This is a genomic window from Micromonospora sp. NPDC000663 (assembly GCF_042898105.1).
Classification (GTDB): domain Bacteria; phylum Actinomycetota; class Actinomycetes; order Mycobacteriales; family Micromonosporaceae; genus Micromonospora.
This window is the reverse complement of the sequence record NZ_JBIAYR010000002.1, coordinates 597,162-613,185: the sequence shown is the minus strand read 5'-3', so window position 1 is coordinate 613,185 and position 16,024 is coordinate 597,162. Positions and strand designations below refer to the sequence as shown.

Genomic DNA, 16,024 nt, shown 5'->3' with positions numbered 1-16,024 from the left:
TCAGCCCCCAGCCGCGGTATCCGTGGCATCTACCCCAAATGTCGGGGAAGAGGAATGGGTCACACAAGCCTTCGGTCCGCCGCCCAGCGGGAAAGCTCGTAGCGGTTGGACATCTGAAGCTTGCGCAGCACGTTCGACACGTGCGTCTCCACCGTCTTGATGGAGATGAACAGCTCCTTCGCGATCTCCTTGTACGCGTACCCCCGGGCGAGCAGCCGCAGCACCTCCCGCTCACGGTTGGTGAGCTGGTCCAGCTCCGGATCGGCGACCGGGGCGTCCGGCCGGGCCGCGAAGGCGTCCAGCACGAACCCGGCCAGCCGCGGACTGAACACCGCGTCACCGTCGGCGACCCGACGGATCGCCGCCGCCAGCTCGTCCGGCGAGATCGTCTTGGTCACGTACCCCCGAGCACCGGCCCGGATCAGACCGATCACGTCCTCGGCCGCGTCGGAGACGCTCAGCGCCAGGAACTTGACCTGTGGGTGGCCCCGCCGCATCGCCTCCAGCACCGCGCGTCCACCACCGTCGGGCATGTGCACGTCGAGCAGCACCACGTCCGGCCCGGTGGCGGCGATCCTGGTGACCGCCTCGGCCACGGTGCTCGCCTCGCCCACCACCTCGACGTGGGCGCCCAACTCCGCGCGTACGCCGGCCCGGAACATGGCATGGTCGTCCACCAGGAACACCCGCAGCCGCTCGGGGCGGGCCTGCGCCGGGTCGAGGTGCTCGGTCGGCTGCTCGGCCATGGTCATCTGTTCCTCTCCGCTGCGGACGAGTCCCGGGAGATCGGCAGGATCAACCGGACCTCCGTCCCCTCCCCCGGTCCGGACCGGATCTCGGCCCGTCCGCCGTGCCGCTTCATCCGCCCGATGATCGAGCCGCTGACGCCGTGCCGGTGGTCCTCCACGGTATCCGGATCGAAGCCCTTCCCCCGGTCCCGGACGAAGACGCTCACCTGGTCCGGCTCCACCTCGGCGTAGAGCGAGACGGTCTGCACCCCGGCGTGCCGGGCCGCGTTCACCAGGGCCTCACGCGCGGCCGCCACCAGCGCGCCCACCTTCTCGTCGGTCTCCCGGTCCCCCACCACTACCGCCTCCACGGTGATGGCGAACGTGTCCTCGACCTCGGCGGCGGCCTGCTCCAGGGCGGCGGCGAAACGCTCGTGCGGCGACGCGGTGGGCTTGTAGAGCCAGTTGCGCAGCGACCGTTCCTGCCCCCGCGCCAACCGCTGGACCGTCTTGACGTCCCCCGCGTTGCGCTGGATCAGGGCCAACGTGTGCAGCACCTGGTCGTGCACCATCGCGGCCAGCTCGGCCCGCTCCTGCTCGCGGATGCGCCCCTCGCGCTCCGAGCGGAGCTGGTTGTAAGTCCGCCAGAGCACCGGCGCGGCGACCACGCCGACCCCGGCCAGCCCCACCAGCGCGAAGATCACGCCGTTGATCACCGCGTCGAAGTTCTGTGCCGGCGAGTAGACGGCCGCCACACCGATGATGCCGACCGCGACGAGGATCCCCCCGCCGATGAACCGGAGCACGAAGGCCCGCCTGTCGCTCTCCTCGACCACCGCCCCGAGCCAGGGCACCGGGGTGTCGCCCCACCGTCGGCGCCGCTCGGGGGCGGACTGGTGCCAGATGACACCGGCCCCCACCGCGATGATGGCCACCAGCCAGCCGGCGGTGCCCGCCGCGCCTACCGAGTCGAACACCATCACCTGGATCAGCAGGACACCGAGCCCGATCCCCACGAACGGCAGGAGCTGGGCCACGTCCCGTCGGGGCGGGACGGCGGTGTCTCCGGGACGCAGCGGCACCACCGCCCAGAAGGCCGCGTACAGCAGCAGGCCCAGCCCGCTCAGGCCGAGCAGCACCATGAACGCGACCCGGACGCGCAGCACCGAGATGCCGAGGTGGTCGGCGATGCCGGCGGCGACACCGGCGGCCATCCGATGCTCGGGGGCGCGGTAGAGGCGCGGGGGCGGGATGACGGTGCTGATCGCGGGCTCCCTGGTCACGGTGGCGGGTCGGTCGGGATCGGTGAATCCGATCGTCACACGCTGCGGCGCCCGCGACCACGGGGACGCCCCCGACATTCCGGCCGTCCAGATCTCAGGGTGGGGTCAGGGTCGGGTCCTGAGGTCGCTCGGGCGGACCGCGCAGCAGGATCGAGGCATGACCGAGGAAGCTGCCCAGCCGGCCCGCCCGGGGTCGGCACAGCCGGGCGGTTCAGCACCGCCACCACCAGCCGCCACGCCGTCCGGCTGGGCCGAGCCCACCACGTTCGGCCCGCCCGCCGCCGGGTCCGGCGCCGACCCCACCGCGGCCTTCGCGGGCAGCGGCGGCACGGGCTACCCGCCCGGCACCGGCTACGGGCCGGACACCGGCTACGGCACGGCCGGGGGCACACCGTCCGGTCCGGGCGGTCCCGGTCCGTCCGCGCCTCCACCGCCGCTCGGCGGCGCCGGCTTCACCTCGCGGTACGGCCTGGTCCGGCCGCGTGAGGGGCGCTACCTCGCCGGGGTCTGCGCGGCGATCGGCCGGGCCACCAACACCGATCCGGTGCTCTGGCGGGTGCTGCTCGCCGTCCTCGGGTTCTTCGGCGGCATCGGCATCCTGGTGTACGTCGCCGCGTGGCTGATCATCCCGAACGAGGGCGACACGGCATCCCCTGTCGAGTCCATGCTCGGGCGCGGCCGGTCCAGCATGTCGCCGGTGACCGTGATCATCCTGGGCATCCTGGTCGCGGCGAGCTTCGGTTACATCGTCACCGACGCCTTCCGTGCGGTGCTGCTCGGCGCGGCCATCCTGATCGGCGGGGCGCTGCTGCTCAACCGGGACAGCCGGGGGCCGCAGCCGGGCGCGCCTGTCGGACCTCCACCTGTCGGTACGCCACCCGGCCCGGTCCCGCCGGTCAGCTGGCCGGCTCCGGCGTACAGCGCGGCGCCTCCCACCGGCCCGTCGGCGACGGTGCCCCTGGCCGGCGGCGACCCGGCGTACGCGACGCCGCCAGCCACCACCCCCACCCAGGCGTACGACGCCCCGCCGGTGGCCGCCACGCAACCGGTCTCCGGGGTGGGAGCGACAGCCGGGCAGCCGTCCGGCACGACGTCCTCGCCGCAGGCGGGCTGGCCGACGCCCCCGCCCGCCTGGCCGACCACCGGGGCTCCCAGCTCCGGCTGGCCTGCGGCACCGGTGACCGGGGCACCCGCCCCCGGCACCCCGACGGCACCTGGCGGCTACCGGCCCCCGTTCGCCCCGCACGGCCCGTACGCGTCGCCGGCACCGCCCGCGTACCCCCCGCGCAAGCCGCCGAAGCCGCCGAAGCGGCCCAAGGAGCGCTCGCCGCTCGGCGCGGTGACCTTCTCCCTGATCTTCCTGGCCCTCGGCCTGGTCGCCCTGCTCGACCTGCTCGACGTCTTCAACATCGGCGCGTCGGCGTACTTCGCGGCCGCGCTCGCCACCATCGGGCTGGGTCTGCTGGTCGGCACCTGGTTCGGCCGGGCCCGCTGGCTGATCGCGCTCGGTCTGGTGACGGCCGCCGCGCTGGGCACGGCTACCGTCGCCGAGTCGTACGACCGGATCCGGGGGGTCGACGGCGCTGTCACCTGGGCGCCCACCGACTACCGCGACCTCGCCGACAGGTACGAGAACAGCTTCGGTGACGCCGTGCTCGACCTGCGGGGGATCGACTTCGCGAAACGGGACGCCCAGGTGACCGTGGCGATCAACTTCGGCCAGGCGACTGTGGTCGTCCCGCCGAACGTGGACGTCACCACGGTGGCCGACGTCAACGCGGGCGACGCCACCGTCTTCGGCAACCACTCCGGCGGGCTGGACGGCCGCCTGCGGGAGTCCACCGACCTCGGCCCTGACGGTGCCGGCGGCGGGACGCTACGCCTGTACATCCACGTCAATGCCGGAAACCTGGAGGTGACCCGATGAAGGCTCACCGCACCGACCTGGTGTCGTTCGCCTTCGGGCTGGTGTTCCTGGCGCTGTCCGCCTGGTGGCTGCTCGCCCAACTGCTCGGGCTCGCGTTACCGCCTGTCGGCTGGTTCCTGGCCGGCGCGCTGATCCTGATCGGCGTCTTCGGGTTGGTCGGCGCGCTGCGCTCCGGCCGGCCGGCCCCGCCGGAGTCGGCAGTCGAGACCGCCGCCACGCAGCCGGTCTCCGGAGCGAACGCGCCCGTCTCCGGGACGACCACGCCGCTCACCGCGGTCGACGTCCCGACCTCCGGTGCGCCCCTGCCCAGCTGGGAGGCCGAACGCTCCACCTGGGACCTTCCCCCGGCACCGGAGGCGCCGACCGCGGAGTTCGGCACACCTGAGGCGCCGACGGCGGAGTTCCGCACACCGGAGGCGCCGCCCAGCGACGTGATCCACCCGGCGTGGCTGGCCCATTCGCCGCCGGAGCCGGACACCGCACCCGTTCCCGATCAGGCCGGCCCGACGGGTGACGAGCCGACCCGGGTCGACCATCAGGTGCCGGCCGCCGACGACCGGCCGGTGGACGAGCGGGGGGCACGGCGCACCGAGCCGTGACGCGACGGGGGCGTCCGCGCCGGCCGCTCGACCGCCTCGGCGGTGTGGCCGGCGCGGACGGGCGCATATGCTGACCGGTGGAGATCCCGCCTCCGCCGGCCGGCCCGACCCGCCATGGCGGTCCCGCCGCGATTCCCGTCGCTACCCCGTCAGGAGCCCGTCCGACATGACCCAGTCCCCCGCCGTGCGTACCACCGGTCGGTCCGGTCCGGTCCGTATCGGCGAGCGAGCCGCCCGAACGCTCGTCACCGAGCTGGCCCGGATCAACGATCCCAAGGCCGCCCTGCTGGTCGGGGCGATCCCGGAGTCCGCGGTGCTGGCCGCCGCGATCGAGGCGCTGCTCCCCGGCGACCGGCTCACCGTGGTGCCCGCCGAGTCGTCCGACGCCAACCTGCTCCGCGAGCACGTCACCGCGCAGGGCCGCTGGGTGTCCGAGCGGGTGCGCGTTGTCGACTCACTCGCCGAGGCGGAGGCCGCTGCCGTGGTCATCGCCGGCGAGGCTTTCGCCGGCACCGTGGAGGAGACCCGCGGCGGCGTCGAAGGGCTGGCCAAGTACCTCGCCGACGGCGCGGTGCTGAGCGTGGCGACGACCGCCACTCCCGGCCGCACGGCCGGCGCCGCCGCCGAGCTGGCCCGGCAGGACGCCCTGCACGGGGTCGGCGCCGACCTGGTGCTGCGCAACTCACCTCCGCTGCGGATCTACCGGCTGCGGTTCACCCCGGCCGACCCGGCCACGGCGGCCCGGCTGACCCCGGCGTACCGGCCGTCGAGCGTGAGGCTGACCCGCGGGATGCACATCGACTCCAACGGTGTGGCGGCTGCGGGCATCACGCTGGGCCTGGCCGCGCTGGCCCGGGTGGCGCGCCCGTCGTCGAAGCTGTGGCTGCTGCCCGCCCTGGCCGCCGGCCCGGTCGCCGCGTTCTTCCGGGACCCGGAGCGGGACGTGCCGGAGGACCCGAGCGCCGTTGTCGCCAGCGCCGACGGGCAGGTCCTGTCGGTGCAGCGGCTGCACGACGAGCGCTTCGGCGACGGCGAGTGGCTGCGGATCGCCGTCTTCCTGTCGGTGTTGGACGTGCACGTCAACCGGGCGCCCGTCGCCGGCAAGGTGGTGGACTACTTCGTCGCCGACGGTGGCTTCGTCAACGCCATGAAGCCGGACGCCGAGCACAACGTGGCGGCGTACACGGTGCTGGACACCGCGCGCGGCACCGTGGTTGTCGCACAGCGGACCGGGCTGATCGCGCGCAGGATCGTGCAGCGCGCGCCGATCGGCGCGTTGCTGGCGAAGGGTGAGCGTTTCGGTCTCATCCGGTTCGGCTCGCGTACCGATGTCTACCTGCCGGCCGACGCCGCCGACCCGCTTGTCGGTCCGGGCGACAAGGTCGTCGGGGGCGCCAGCGTCATCGCCCGCTGGCGCTGACCGGAACAGAACGAGAAACGGGGCGCCGCTGTTCGCGGCGCCCCGTTCTGCGTGGCTCGATCAGGCGGTACGACGCTGCCGCAGCCAGAGCACCGGGCCACTGACCAGGTAGCCGACCACGATCAGGGCGAACGTGAGCCGGACGTCGACGAGGGCGCCGATCACCGGGGCCAGCCACAGCCACGGCGGCATCTTGACCAGGCGGGCGAGCTTGGCGTACGGGAAGCTTGAGACCATCGCGAAGGCGAGCAGCGCCACCCCTGCGACAAGCACCGGACCGGGCACCGGAAGGCCGATCGCCACGGTCACCGCGAGCACCGCGGCGGCCATGGTGGTGGGCACACCGCAGAAGAAGCGGCCGTCCTTCGGTGAGACGTTGAAGCGGGCCAGGCGGATCGCGGCACACGCCGCGACAAGCGCACACGCCACCGCGGCGGCGGCCGTCGACACGGAGCCGGCGAGCGAGGCGTACACCACGACGGGCGCGGCGAGGCCGAACGAGCACATGTCGGCCAGTGAGTCCATCTGTGCGCCGAACGGGCTGGCCACGCCGAGCCGCCGGGCCAGAGCGCCGTCGAGCCCGTCGAAGATGACGCAGGCGATCAGGCACAGGGCGGCGATGCGCACCTCACCCTGCATGGCCAGGAAGATGGCGAGCATGCCGAGCATGAGGCTGGCCAGCGTGCAGGCGTTGACCACGCCGAACTTCATCCGGCGGGCCATCGTGCGCTCACCGGGGAGCAGAGGGATCGACCCGGCCGTGGCCTCGTCGGTGTGCATCATCGGCAATGCCGGGCTGATCGGCATGACCGCCTCGATCTCCGCGCGGGTGGCGTCGATCGGCGGCCGGCTGAGCCGGTCCAGACCGTAGCGGCGGCGCTGCCTGTCGACGTACCGGTGCTCGGGCAGCGCCAGGTCGGTGGTCCGCAGGTCGTCGTCACGGCGACCCACTCGGACCAGCAGCACCTGGCGGGCGAACGTGCTGCTGCGGCGCAACGGGCCCGCCCAGCGACGCCCTGCGGGGCGCGGACTGTCAGTCGTACGACGCCGGCGCCATGGGGCTCTCGGCACGTTTCCTCCATCACCGGATCGGCTGGCCCGCCGTGGGCGGGGTGTCCGGCTGTCTCGTGCCGGACCTTCGATGGCCCGGCAGCCGTTTTGCGGAGTACACCATCGCATAGGGGAACAGGACTTGGCGATAGCTGCCGGCGGTACTTCCATCTGGCTTAAACCGCGCGAACCGCTCTCTTATTCCCATCCCGGGCATCAACGCCCGTTTCCTCCGTCATCCCTCTCCTGACTGTACCGGAGGGTCACCATCGCGGCTCAGTGAGCGGGGTGTTATCGACCCCGTTGTCCGATTGCCGAGGCAGCGATGCCCGTCAACGGCAGGTCAGCGGCCTGCGCCCTGGTGAACCAGCCGGCCCGGGCCGTGGAACCGCCCGCGGACTCGGTGACCACCGCATCCGTCGGTACGTCCACCAGCACCCGATAGATCACCCGTACGCCGTGCCAGTCCAGCGGACGGCCCTCGGGGCCCAGCGCGGCGGGGTTGTGCAGGTTGTCCACGCCGAGCAGCTCCACCACCCGACCCAGTTGCCCACCCTCCTCGACCAGCTCCCGCAGCAGCCCGGTGGTCGGCTGTTCGCCGTGGTCGGTGCCACCGCCGGGCAGGTGCCACTTGCCGGCACCCGGGTAGCCGTCCGCGATCTGGGTGAGCAGGATCCGCCCGGCCGGATCGGTGACCAGCCCGTACGCCCCGAAGCGCAGCCGGCGATCGGGGTGCGGCGGCGGGATCGGCTCGGCGGACCGGTGCGTACCGGCCGGGAGCGGGGTGACCGGGACGCCGAGCAGTTCGGCGCTGAACGGCGTCAGCGGCAGCCGGGCTGCCTCTTCGGGGGTGACCCAACGGGTCTCCCCCTCGCCGTCTCCGGCGCTGCCCGACGCGCCGCCCCGGGCGGTCACCTCGAAGAGCAACCGGTCGGTGTGCAGCGAGATGTCCTCCTCCGCGAGGACGGTCACGTCGGCCACGACGGCGAGCAGTCGGCCCACCGCCACCGTCGAACCGGTCTGCCCGGAGACGGCGCGGACGACGGCCCGCTCGGGGTGCTCGGCGTGCGCCACCAGCCCTCCGGGCAGCGACCACACAGCCGACTCCCGGCCCTCCCGGACAACCAGAACCCGCCCGGCATCCCGCAGAACCCCGTAGACCCCAACCCGTCGCGCCAGTTCCATCCCGCCCGCTCCCCCGCCTACCGCCCACAGCACTCGTCGATCATGAAGTTGTCGCCGTCCATCCCGGCGTGTCCTGACAATAACTTCATGATCGACGCGGCGAGGGCAGGTGGGAGGGAGGGAGGGCGGGTGGGAGGGGAGCCGGGGAGCCGGGGGTGGGTCAGGTTAGTTGGGCGGCTTGGACTGCTTCGGCGGTCACCTCGGTGAGGCGGTCGGTGGGGAGGGCGCCCAGCTCCTCGCGGGCGAACCAGCGGGCCTCGCACGTCGAGCCGCCGACGTCGGCGACTGTCAGCGGGTTGGGCTGGTCGACCACCACCCGGTAGAAGGCGCGTACGCCGTGCCAGTCGATCGGGTAGCCCTCCGGGCCCAGCGAGGCGGCGTCGCGGTGGCTCGCCACCCCGAGCAGCTCGACGAGGCGGCCGGTCTGCCCGGTCTCCTCGACCAGCTCCCGGATCAGCGCCGCGCCGGGCTGCTCGCCGTAGTCGGTGCCGCCACCCGGCAGGTGCCAGCAGCCGGCGCCCGGGTAGCCGTCCGAGATCCGGGTGAGCAGCACCCGACCGGCCGGATCGGTGCACACCGCGTACGCGGCGAAGCGCTGCGCCCGGTGCAGCCCGTCCGGGCCGGGCACCGCGTAGAAGGAGGGGAACTCGGGCACCTCGTCGGGCACCACGTCGGCCGAGGAGGCGGGCAGACCGAGGGCACGCGCGGTGAACGAGCGCAGCGGCAACTGGCGCGCCTCGTCGAGCGTGTACCACCGGGCCAGGTCGGTGGGGCGCTCGCCGGCCCGGTCGGCGAGGGTGCCGCCGCGCACCGCCACCCGGTAGATCAGCCGGTCGGTGTGGATGGTGATGCCGCGTTCAGGAAGTGCCCGCATGTCGGCGAGCACGTCGTCCAACCCCGAGACGGCGACGGAGAGGCCCGTCTCGGCGGCGGTCTCCCGGACCACCGTGTGGTTCGGGTCCTCGCCGTGGTCGACCGCCCCGCCGGGCAACGACCAGGTGCCGGGGGTGCCGGAGCGCTCCGATGCGCGGACCAGCAACACTCGGCCGTCTGAATCAGCACAAACTGCGTATGCCGCGATCCTGCGGAGCGGCTCCAGCATGGTGGTCACGGGTCCAAATTCTCCCCGGGCCGGGTTACCGGAACGGAAAAGAGTCGGATTCCTGACTGTCTGACCCCAATCAGGGATCGGTCAGGGTAAGGATCCGGGCGGTCACCGAGGGCGGGCCCGGCACCAGCGCGGACCGTGGAGGCATGACCTCAACCACCGCTCCCCGCGCCCCGTACAAGCAGCTCCGCCGACCGACCACCGACCGCATGGTGGCGGGGGTCGCCAGCGGCCTCGGCCGCTACTTCGACGTCGACCCCACACTGGTCCGGGTGGTCTTCGCGGTCACCGGCCTGCTCACCGGCGGGCTCGCGCTGCTCGCGTACCCGATCATGTGGTTCCTGATGCCCGAGGAGCCCACCGGCGCGCCGGCCTGGCCGCACCCGGCGGGCGCCGCGCCGCAGGCCACCGCCGGGCCCGCGCCCGGCCAACAGACGCCTGGGTACGCCCCGACGCCGCCCTACCCGCCGACGACCCCGTCCAGCACGCCGCCGGCAGCCTGAGCGGCGCTCACTCCCACTCGATGGTGCCCGGGGGCTTGCTGGTGACGTCAAGCACCACCCGGTTGACCTCGGCCACCTCGTTGGTGATCCGGGTGGAGATCCGGGCCACCACCTCGTAGGGCAGCCGCGACCAGTCGGCGGTCATCGCGTCCTCGCTGGAGACCGGGCGCAGCACCACGGGATGCCCGTAGCTGCGCCCGTCGCCCTGCACTCCGACGCTGCGCACGTCGGCAAGCAGCACCACCGGGAACTGCCAGACGCCCCGGTCCAGGTCGGCGGCGGTCAACTCCTCGCGGGCGATCAGGTCGGCCCGGCGCAGCAGGTCGAGCCGCTCCCGGTCGACCGCGCCGATGATCCGGATGGCCAGGCCGGGGCCGGGGAACGGGTGCCGCCAGACCATCGCCTCGGGCAGGCCCAGCTCCAGGCCGAGCGCCCGGACCTCGTCCTTGAACAGGGTGCGCAGCGGCTCGACAAGGGCGAACTTCAGGTCCTCCGGCAGGCCGCCGACGTTGTGGTGGCTCTTGATGTTGGCGGTGCCGGTGCCGCCGCCGGACTCCACCACGTCCGGGTAGAGGGTGCCCTGCACCAGGTACTCCACGTCGCCGTGTGCGGCGACCTCACGCGCGGCGGCCTCGAAGACCCGGATGAACTCCCGGCCAATGATCTTGCGCTTCTGCTCCGGGTCGGTCACCCCGGCCAGCGCGCCGAGGAACCGCTCCTCGGCGTCGACGACCTTGAGCTTGATGCCGGTGGCCGCCACGTAGTCCTTCTCCACCTGCTCGGCCTCACCGGCGCGAAGCAGGCCGTGGTCGACGAAGACGCAGGTGAGCTGGTCACCTACCGCCTTGTGCACGAGCGCGGCGGCGACCGCCGAGTCCACCCCGCCGGACAGGCCGCAGATGACCTCCTTGTCGCCGACCTGGGCGCGGATTCGGGCCACCTGCTCGTCGATGATGTTCGCGGGGGTCCAGGTGGGCTCGATGCCTGCGATGTCGTACAGGAAGCGGGTCAGCATCTCCTGACCGTGCGCGGTGTGCCCGACCTCCGGGTGGAACTGCACGCCGGCACGACGCCCGGCCACGTCCTCGAACGCCGCCACCGGCGCGCCCGCCGACTCGGCGGTCACCGTGAAGCCCTCGGGCGCCTCGGTGACGCAGTCGCCGTGGCTCATCCAGACCGGCAGGTCGGCCGGCAGGTCGCGCAGCAGCACGCCCGGCTCGGTCAGGCGGGGGCGCAGTGGTGTGCCGCCGTACTCGCGGTTGCCCGTCTTCGCGACGGTGCCACCGAGCGCCTGGGCCATCGCCTGAAAGCCGTAGCAGATGCCGAAGACCGGCACGTCCGACGTGAACACGTCGGCGTCGATCTGCGGGGCGTTCGGCGCGTAGACGCTGGCCGGGCCGCCGGAGAGGATGATCGCGGCCGGGTTCTTCGCAAGCATCTCGGCGACAGGCATCGAGTGGGGCACGATCTCGGAGTAGACCTTCGCCTCGCGGACCCGGCGCGCGATGAGCTGGGCGTACTGGGCTCCGAAGTCCACCACGAGGACAGGGCGAGGCAGGCTCATGTGCACAAAGCCTACCGACAGTCACCGGCACCCCCGCCACCGGCACGCCCCCTGTCCCGCCCCATCTCCCTTCCCCGCGATCGTGCACTTCCTGCGGCGACAAAAGTTCACGAATAACGCGTAACGACGACAAGACTGCAAGATCGGCGGGGGTTAGGGGCGCAGGGCGCCCGGGGCGTCCGGTGGGACCGTGGGGTTTTGCGGGGGGACGGGTGACAGACGGCGGTACGGGGCGCCCAGGGGTGGTCGTGGGTCCTCCTCGCCCCGGTTGGGCCAGAACGACATCGCCCGCTCCGCCTGCGCGGTGATCGTCAGCGACGGGTTGACCCCGAGGTTGGCCGAGACCGCCGCGCCGTCCACCACGTGCAGCCCCGGATGGCCGTACACCCGGTGCCAGGGGTCGATCACCCCGTCGGCCGGGGTGGCGCCGATCACCGCCCCGCCCAGGATGTGCGCGGTCATCGGGATGTCGAACGGCTCGGTGACCGAGCCACCGGGGGTGCCGCCGATCTCCTCGGCGAGCAGCCGGGCCGCGGTGTTGCCGGCCGGGATCCAGGTAGGGCTCGGAGTGCCGTGCCCCGGGCCGGTGACCAGTCGGCGACCGAACACGCCGCGCCGCCACCGGGTGGTCAGCGAGTTGTCCACCGACTGCATCACCAGGGCGATGACCGTCCGCTCGGACCAGCCACGGACCGAGAGCATCCGGGCGGCGAGCCCCGGCTGCCGCACGATGCTGCCCAGCCAGCGCCGCACCCGGCGCGGACCGCCGTCGACGAGCAGCGACTGGAGCAGCCCCATCGCGTTGGAGCCGCGCCCGTAGCGGACCGGCTCGATGTGGGTCTGCGCGTCGGGGTGGAACGAACTGGTGATCGCCACGCCCTCGCTGAAGTCCAGTCCCTCGGCCCGGGCCCGCTGGCGCTCCACCGAGGCGCCCAGGATCGCCTCCGAGTTGGTGCGGGTCAGCTCGCCGAGGCGGGGCGACAGCGCCGGCAACGCCCCGTCGGCCTTCATCGCGTGCAGCAGTCGCTGGGTGCCGAGCGCGCCGGCGGCGAAGACGACCTGGTCGGCGTGGATCACCTGCCGGCGCCCCCGTACCCACGCGCCGGTGCGGACGGTGTGCACCTCGTACCCGCCCTCGGAGGCGGGCCGGACGGCGGTCACAGTGGTCAACGGGTGCACCTCCGCGCCCTGCCGCTCGGCGAGCCAGAGGTAGTTCTTGACAAGCGTGTTCTTGGCCCCGTGCCGGCAGCCCGTCATGCACGAGCCGCAGTGCAGGCAGCCGGTGCGCTCCGGGCCGGCGCCGCCGAAGTACGGGTCGGCGACGCGCTGACCGGGCCGGCCGATGTGCACGCCCACCGGGGTGGCGTGGAAGGTGTGGCCCACCCCCATCCGCTCGGCCACCGCCCGCATGGCCCGGTCCGCGCCGGTGTCCATCGGGTACGTGGTGACGCCGAGCATCCGCTTCGCCTGGTCGTAGTGGCGGGCCAACTCGTCACGCCAGTCGGTGATGTCCCGCCACTGCGGGTCGACGTAGAAGGCCGGAAGCGGTTCGTAGAGCGTGTTCGCGTAGACCAGCGAACCGCCGCCCACCCCGGCCCCGGACAGCACGAGCACCCCGCTGCCGGATCCCCGGTCGGCCGGGCGCAGGAGGGTGAGCCGCTGGATGCCGTAGCACCCCAGCTTCGGCGCCCACAGGAACCGCCGCGCCCGCCAGGACGTCTGCGGGAACTCGTCGTCGGCGAACCGCCGGCCGGCCTCCAGGACGCCGACCGACCATCCCTTCTCCGCGAGTCGCAGCGCGGTGACGCTGCCGCCGAAGCCGGACCCGATGACGACCACGTCATACCGCATGGACGCATCATTACTCGCCAGTAGCGCTCGCGCCAGCGCCCGTTTTCGCGCGATCATGCACCGGCCGACCGACCCGACGCCGCCCGGCCGCAACCCGGGGCACCTGTCGGAGCGTTGTTCAGCAGACGGGTGGAAGGAATCCAACATGGTCCTCGGGTCGATGGCACCACGCCGACGGTGGTTACTGCTGGGCCTGGCGGCCCTCGCCGCCGTCGCGCTGATCGTCGCCGGGACGGTGGTGGTCACCCGGCTGACCGGCGACAGCAGGCCGGGTGGCGCTCCGGTGGCCGGCTCGCCGAGCCCGTCGCCAATCGACACGCCCACCCCCAGCCCCAGCGGCCCGCCGCCGGGCGCGAACATCACCGGCCCGCTGACCCTGCTGCTGGTAGGCGTGGACACCCGGGTCAGCGTGCCCGGCTGGGAGCCGCACTCCGACGCCGTGCTGGTGCTGCACGTGCCCAAGGGGTTGGGCCGGGCGTACCTCTTCTCGCTCCCCCGCGACCTGCTGGTGGACATCCCGGCGTTCCCCAAGGCCGGTTACAAGGGCGCCAAGACCAAGCTCACCCACGCGATGAGCTACGGCAGCCGGGTGCCGGGCAAACCCAAACAGCCGAGCACCGCCCAGGGGTACGAGCTGCTGCGCAGCACGGTCAGCGGCTACACCGGGCTGCGCATCGACGCGGGCGCGGTGCTCACCTTCACCGGGTTCGACAGGCTCGTGAACGCCCTCGGCGGCGTGGACATCTACGTCGACCAGCGGGTCGCCTCACTGCACCGCCGGCCGGACGGCAAGTACCGGGAGAGCGCGCCCGGCGGGTACACCGGGCCGCAGCAGATCTACGAGAAGGGTGAGCGGCACCTCAACGGCTGGCAGGCGCTGGACTACGCGCGGCAGCGCTACATCACCGGCGGCGACTACGCCCGGCAGCGCCACCAGCAGCAGCTCATCCGCGCGCTGACCCGCAAGATCCTCGACGAGGGTCTGGCCCGGCAACCCGAGCGGGTCGACCAGGTGGTCGCGGCGCTCGGCGACACCCTCGTGTACGTGGGCGGCAACCGGATCGTCGACCTGGCGTACGCGCTGAGCGGGGTGCCCGAGGACCGCTTCGTCCTTGTCGGGTTGCCCGGCTCCGGGGTCGGCAAGGGCAGCGCCTACCGCGGCGAACAGCTCACCACCGAGGGCCGTACGTTCATCACCGAGCTGCGCGCCGGCCGCGCCGACCAGTACCTGGCCGCCCACCCCAAGCTGGTGGTCAAGAACTGACCCAGGTCAGAGCCGCTTGGGCTGGACGGGTCTTTTGGTGCCGTAGAGCCACGCCTCGAAGAGGGGGCCGAGCTTCTTTCCGGAGAGGCGCTCCGCCAGAGCCACGAACTCGGCGGTCGTGGCGGTGCCGTTGCGCTTGTCCGCCGCCCAGGCCTTGACGATCTCGAAGAACGCCTTGTCGCCGACGGCCACCCGCAACGCGTGCAGGGTCATCCCGCCGCGCTGGTAGACCGACTCGCTGAACAGCTTCTCCACACCCGGCCGACCCGGTGGCGTCTTCCACACCGAGGCGGACATTTGGGCGTACCTGTTGTCGAACGCCTCCTTGGCGGTGTACTCCCCGGTGTGCTCGGCCCACAGCCACTCCGCGTACGTCGCGAAGCCCTCGTTGAGCCAGATGTCCTCCCACCTGGCCAGCGCCACACTGTCGCCGAACCACTGGTGGGCCAGCTCGTGCGCGACCACCTCGGTGTTCTCGCCCTGGCGGAAGAACCCGCCGGAGTAGACCGGGCGGCTCTGCGTCTCCAGCGCGTACCCGATGCGGCTGTCGGAGACGACCACACCGCCGTACGCGTCGAACGGGTACGGCCCGAACACGCTCTCCAGGTAGTCGGCGACCGTGACGGTCTGGGCGATCGACGCGTCCGCGGCACCCTTCGGCAGTTTGGTGGTGACTGCGCTGTACACCGGCCGGCCCTTGTGCTCACCTGTGGTGACCCGGAACTTGCCGATCACAAGCGTGCTCAGGTAGCTGGCCATCGGCGACTTCTCGGACCACTTCCAGGTGGTCCACCCGTCCTTGCTGGTCCGGCCGCCGGGTACGCCGTTGCTGACCGCGGTGAGCCCGTCCGGGACGGTGATCTCGAAGTCGTACGAGGCCTTGTCGGAGGGGTGGTCGTTGACCGGGAACCAGGTGCTCGCCGACTCGGGCTGCCCCAGCGCGATGGCGCCGTCGGAGGTGTGCAGGAATCCGCCGTCGCCGAGCACCTCGTTGCGCAGCGGCTTCGGCACCCCGGCGTAGGTGATCTCCGCGACGAACCCGTTGCCGTTGATCAGGCCGGTCGCCGGCTTGACGACCAGCTCGTTCTTGTCCCTGCGGTGGGTGGCCGGGACGCCGTCCACTGTCACCCGCTCGACGGTCAGGCCGGCGAGGTCGAGGTTGAACGACGACAGGTCGGCAGTCGCGGTGGCCTGCACCGTCACGGTGCCGTCCAGCCGGTCCTTCGCCGGGTCGTAACGCACCTTGACTGTGTACCGACCGACGTCGTACCCGCCGTTGCCGTAGCTCGGGAAGTAGTCGTCGCCGACCCCTGCGGCGCCGGGGGTGAACGTCCGCCCATGCGTGGGGGACGCGCTCGGCGAGGGCTCCGCCGTTGGTGTGGCCGAGTCACATCCGGACAGCAGGAGCGCCCCGGTCACCAGCAGACCGGCACCGACCCGCAGCCTGCGCCGCGTCACAGTCATCACGAGTCCTCCCGTACGGATGCGGCGGCGCCGGGCCGCCCCGCGCGACGGGCGTCTCCCACCGATCGCAGGCGGCAG

12 protein-coding genes and 1 pseudogene are annotated in these 16,024 nt (G+C 72.7%); 5 read left to right on the top strand and 8 right to left on the bottom strand.

All coding sequences use genetic code 11. The annotated features are described in order from the left end of the window. Positions 1–59: 59 nt before the first annotated feature. Both ACFY1S_RS11565 and ACFY1S_RS11560 read right to left on the bottom strand, forming a co-directional pair. The gene (locus tag ACFY1S_RS11565; protein ID WP_387116053.1) at positions 60–746 is read right to left on the bottom strand and encodes a response regulator; all 687 of its coding nucleotides are present in this window, start codon (positions 744–746) and stop codon (positions 60–62) included. 2 nt (positions 747–748) lie between these two features. After that, positions 749–2,011 (bottom strand): PspC domain-containing protein, encoded by a 1,263-nt coding sequence (locus ACFY1S_RS11560; protein WP_364375376.1) that lies wholly within the window; start codon positions 2,009–2,011, stop codon positions 749–751. 157 nt (positions 2,012–2,168) lie between these two features. On the opposite strand from ACFY1S_RS11560, the gene ACFY1S_RS11555 reads away from it, so the two are divergent. From ACFY1S_RS11555 to ACFY1S_RS11545, 3 genes and pseudogenes are all read left to right on the top strand, one after another. Beyond that, entirely contained in the window at positions 2,169–3,938 is a 1,770-nt protein-coding gene (locus ACFY1S_RS11555; protein WP_387115661.1) for a PspC domain-containing protein, read from the top strand. Then, positions 3,935–4,171, top strand: a pseudogene (locus tag ACFY1S_RS11550) (hypothetical protein); the annotation flags it as partial. The gene ACFY1S_RS11555 and the pseudogene ACFY1S_RS11550, both read left to right, overlap by 4 nt. Positions 4,172–4,703: 532 nt before the next feature. Then, positions 4,704–5,957 (top strand): phosphatidylserine decarboxylase, encoded by a 1,254-nt coding sequence (locus tag ACFY1S_RS11545; RefSeq protein ID WP_387115658.1) that lies wholly within the window; start codon positions 4,704–4,706, stop codon positions 5,955–5,957. A gap of 60 nt (positions 5,958–6,017) precedes the next feature. Here ACFY1S_RS11545 and ACFY1S_RS11540 read toward each other — a convergent pair whose 3' ends face one another. From ACFY1S_RS11540 to ACFY1S_RS11530, 3 genes are all read right to left on the bottom strand, one after another. Continuing rightward, complete coding sequence (locus tag ACFY1S_RS11540; protein WP_387116050.1) at positions 6,018–6,953, bottom strand: CDP-alcohol phosphatidyltransferase family protein; 936 nt, start codon at positions 6,951–6,953, stop codon at positions 6,018–6,020. A gap of 345 nt (positions 6,954–7,298) precedes the next feature. Further along, the gene (locus ACFY1S_RS11535; protein ID WP_387115655.1) at positions 7,299–8,192 is read right to left on the bottom strand and encodes an NUDIX hydrolase; all 894 of its coding nucleotides are present in this window, start codon (positions 8,190–8,192) and stop codon (positions 7,299–7,301) included. A gap of 160 nt (positions 8,193–8,352) precedes the next feature. Then, a complete protein-coding gene (locus ACFY1S_RS11530) occupies positions 8,353–9,303 on the bottom strand; it encodes an NUDIX hydrolase (RefSeq protein ID WP_387115652.1) in 951 nt (316 codons plus the stop codon). A gap of 143 nt (positions 9,304–9,446) precedes the next feature. Here ACFY1S_RS11530 and ACFY1S_RS11525 point away from each other — a divergent pair, with 143 nt between their 5' ends. Further along, on the top strand, positions 9,447–9,803 hold the full coding sequence (locus tag ACFY1S_RS11525) for a PspC domain-containing protein (protein WP_387115649.1): 357 nt from the start codon (positions 9,447–9,449) through the stop codon (positions 9,801–9,803). Between the two features lie 7 nt (positions 9,804–9,810). Here ACFY1S_RS11525 and guaA read toward each other — a convergent pair whose 3' ends face one another. Next, complete coding sequence (gene guaA / locus ACFY1S_RS11520; protein WP_387115646.1) at positions 9,811–11,367, bottom strand: glutamine-hydrolyzing GMP synthase; 1,557 nt, start codon at positions 11,365–11,367, stop codon at positions 9,811–9,813. A 153-nt stretch (positions 11,368–11,520) separates the two neighbouring features. Continuing rightward, a complete protein-coding gene (locus ACFY1S_RS11515; RefSeq protein ID WP_387115644.1) occupies positions 11,521–13,218 on the bottom strand; it encodes an FAD-dependent oxidoreductase in 1,698 nt (565 codons plus the stop codon). A gap of 145 nt (positions 13,219–13,363) precedes the next feature. Here ACFY1S_RS11515 and ACFY1S_RS11510 point away from each other — a divergent pair, with 145 nt between their 5' ends. Further along, the gene (locus ACFY1S_RS11510) at positions 13,364–14,482 is read left to right on the top strand and encodes an LCP family protein (RefSeq protein WP_387115642.1); all 1,119 of its coding nucleotides are present in this window, start codon (positions 13,364–13,366) and stop codon (positions 14,480–14,482) included. Between the two features lie 6 nt (positions 14,483–14,488). On the opposite strand, the gene ACFY1S_RS11505 is transcribed toward ACFY1S_RS11510, so the two are convergent. Next, positions 14,489–15,946, bottom strand: coding sequence for a M1 family metallopeptidase (locus tag ACFY1S_RS11505; protein ID WP_387115639.1), 1,458 nt, complete (start codon positions 15,944–15,946; stop codon positions 14,489–14,491). Positions 15,947–16,024 lie beyond the last annotated feature (78 nt).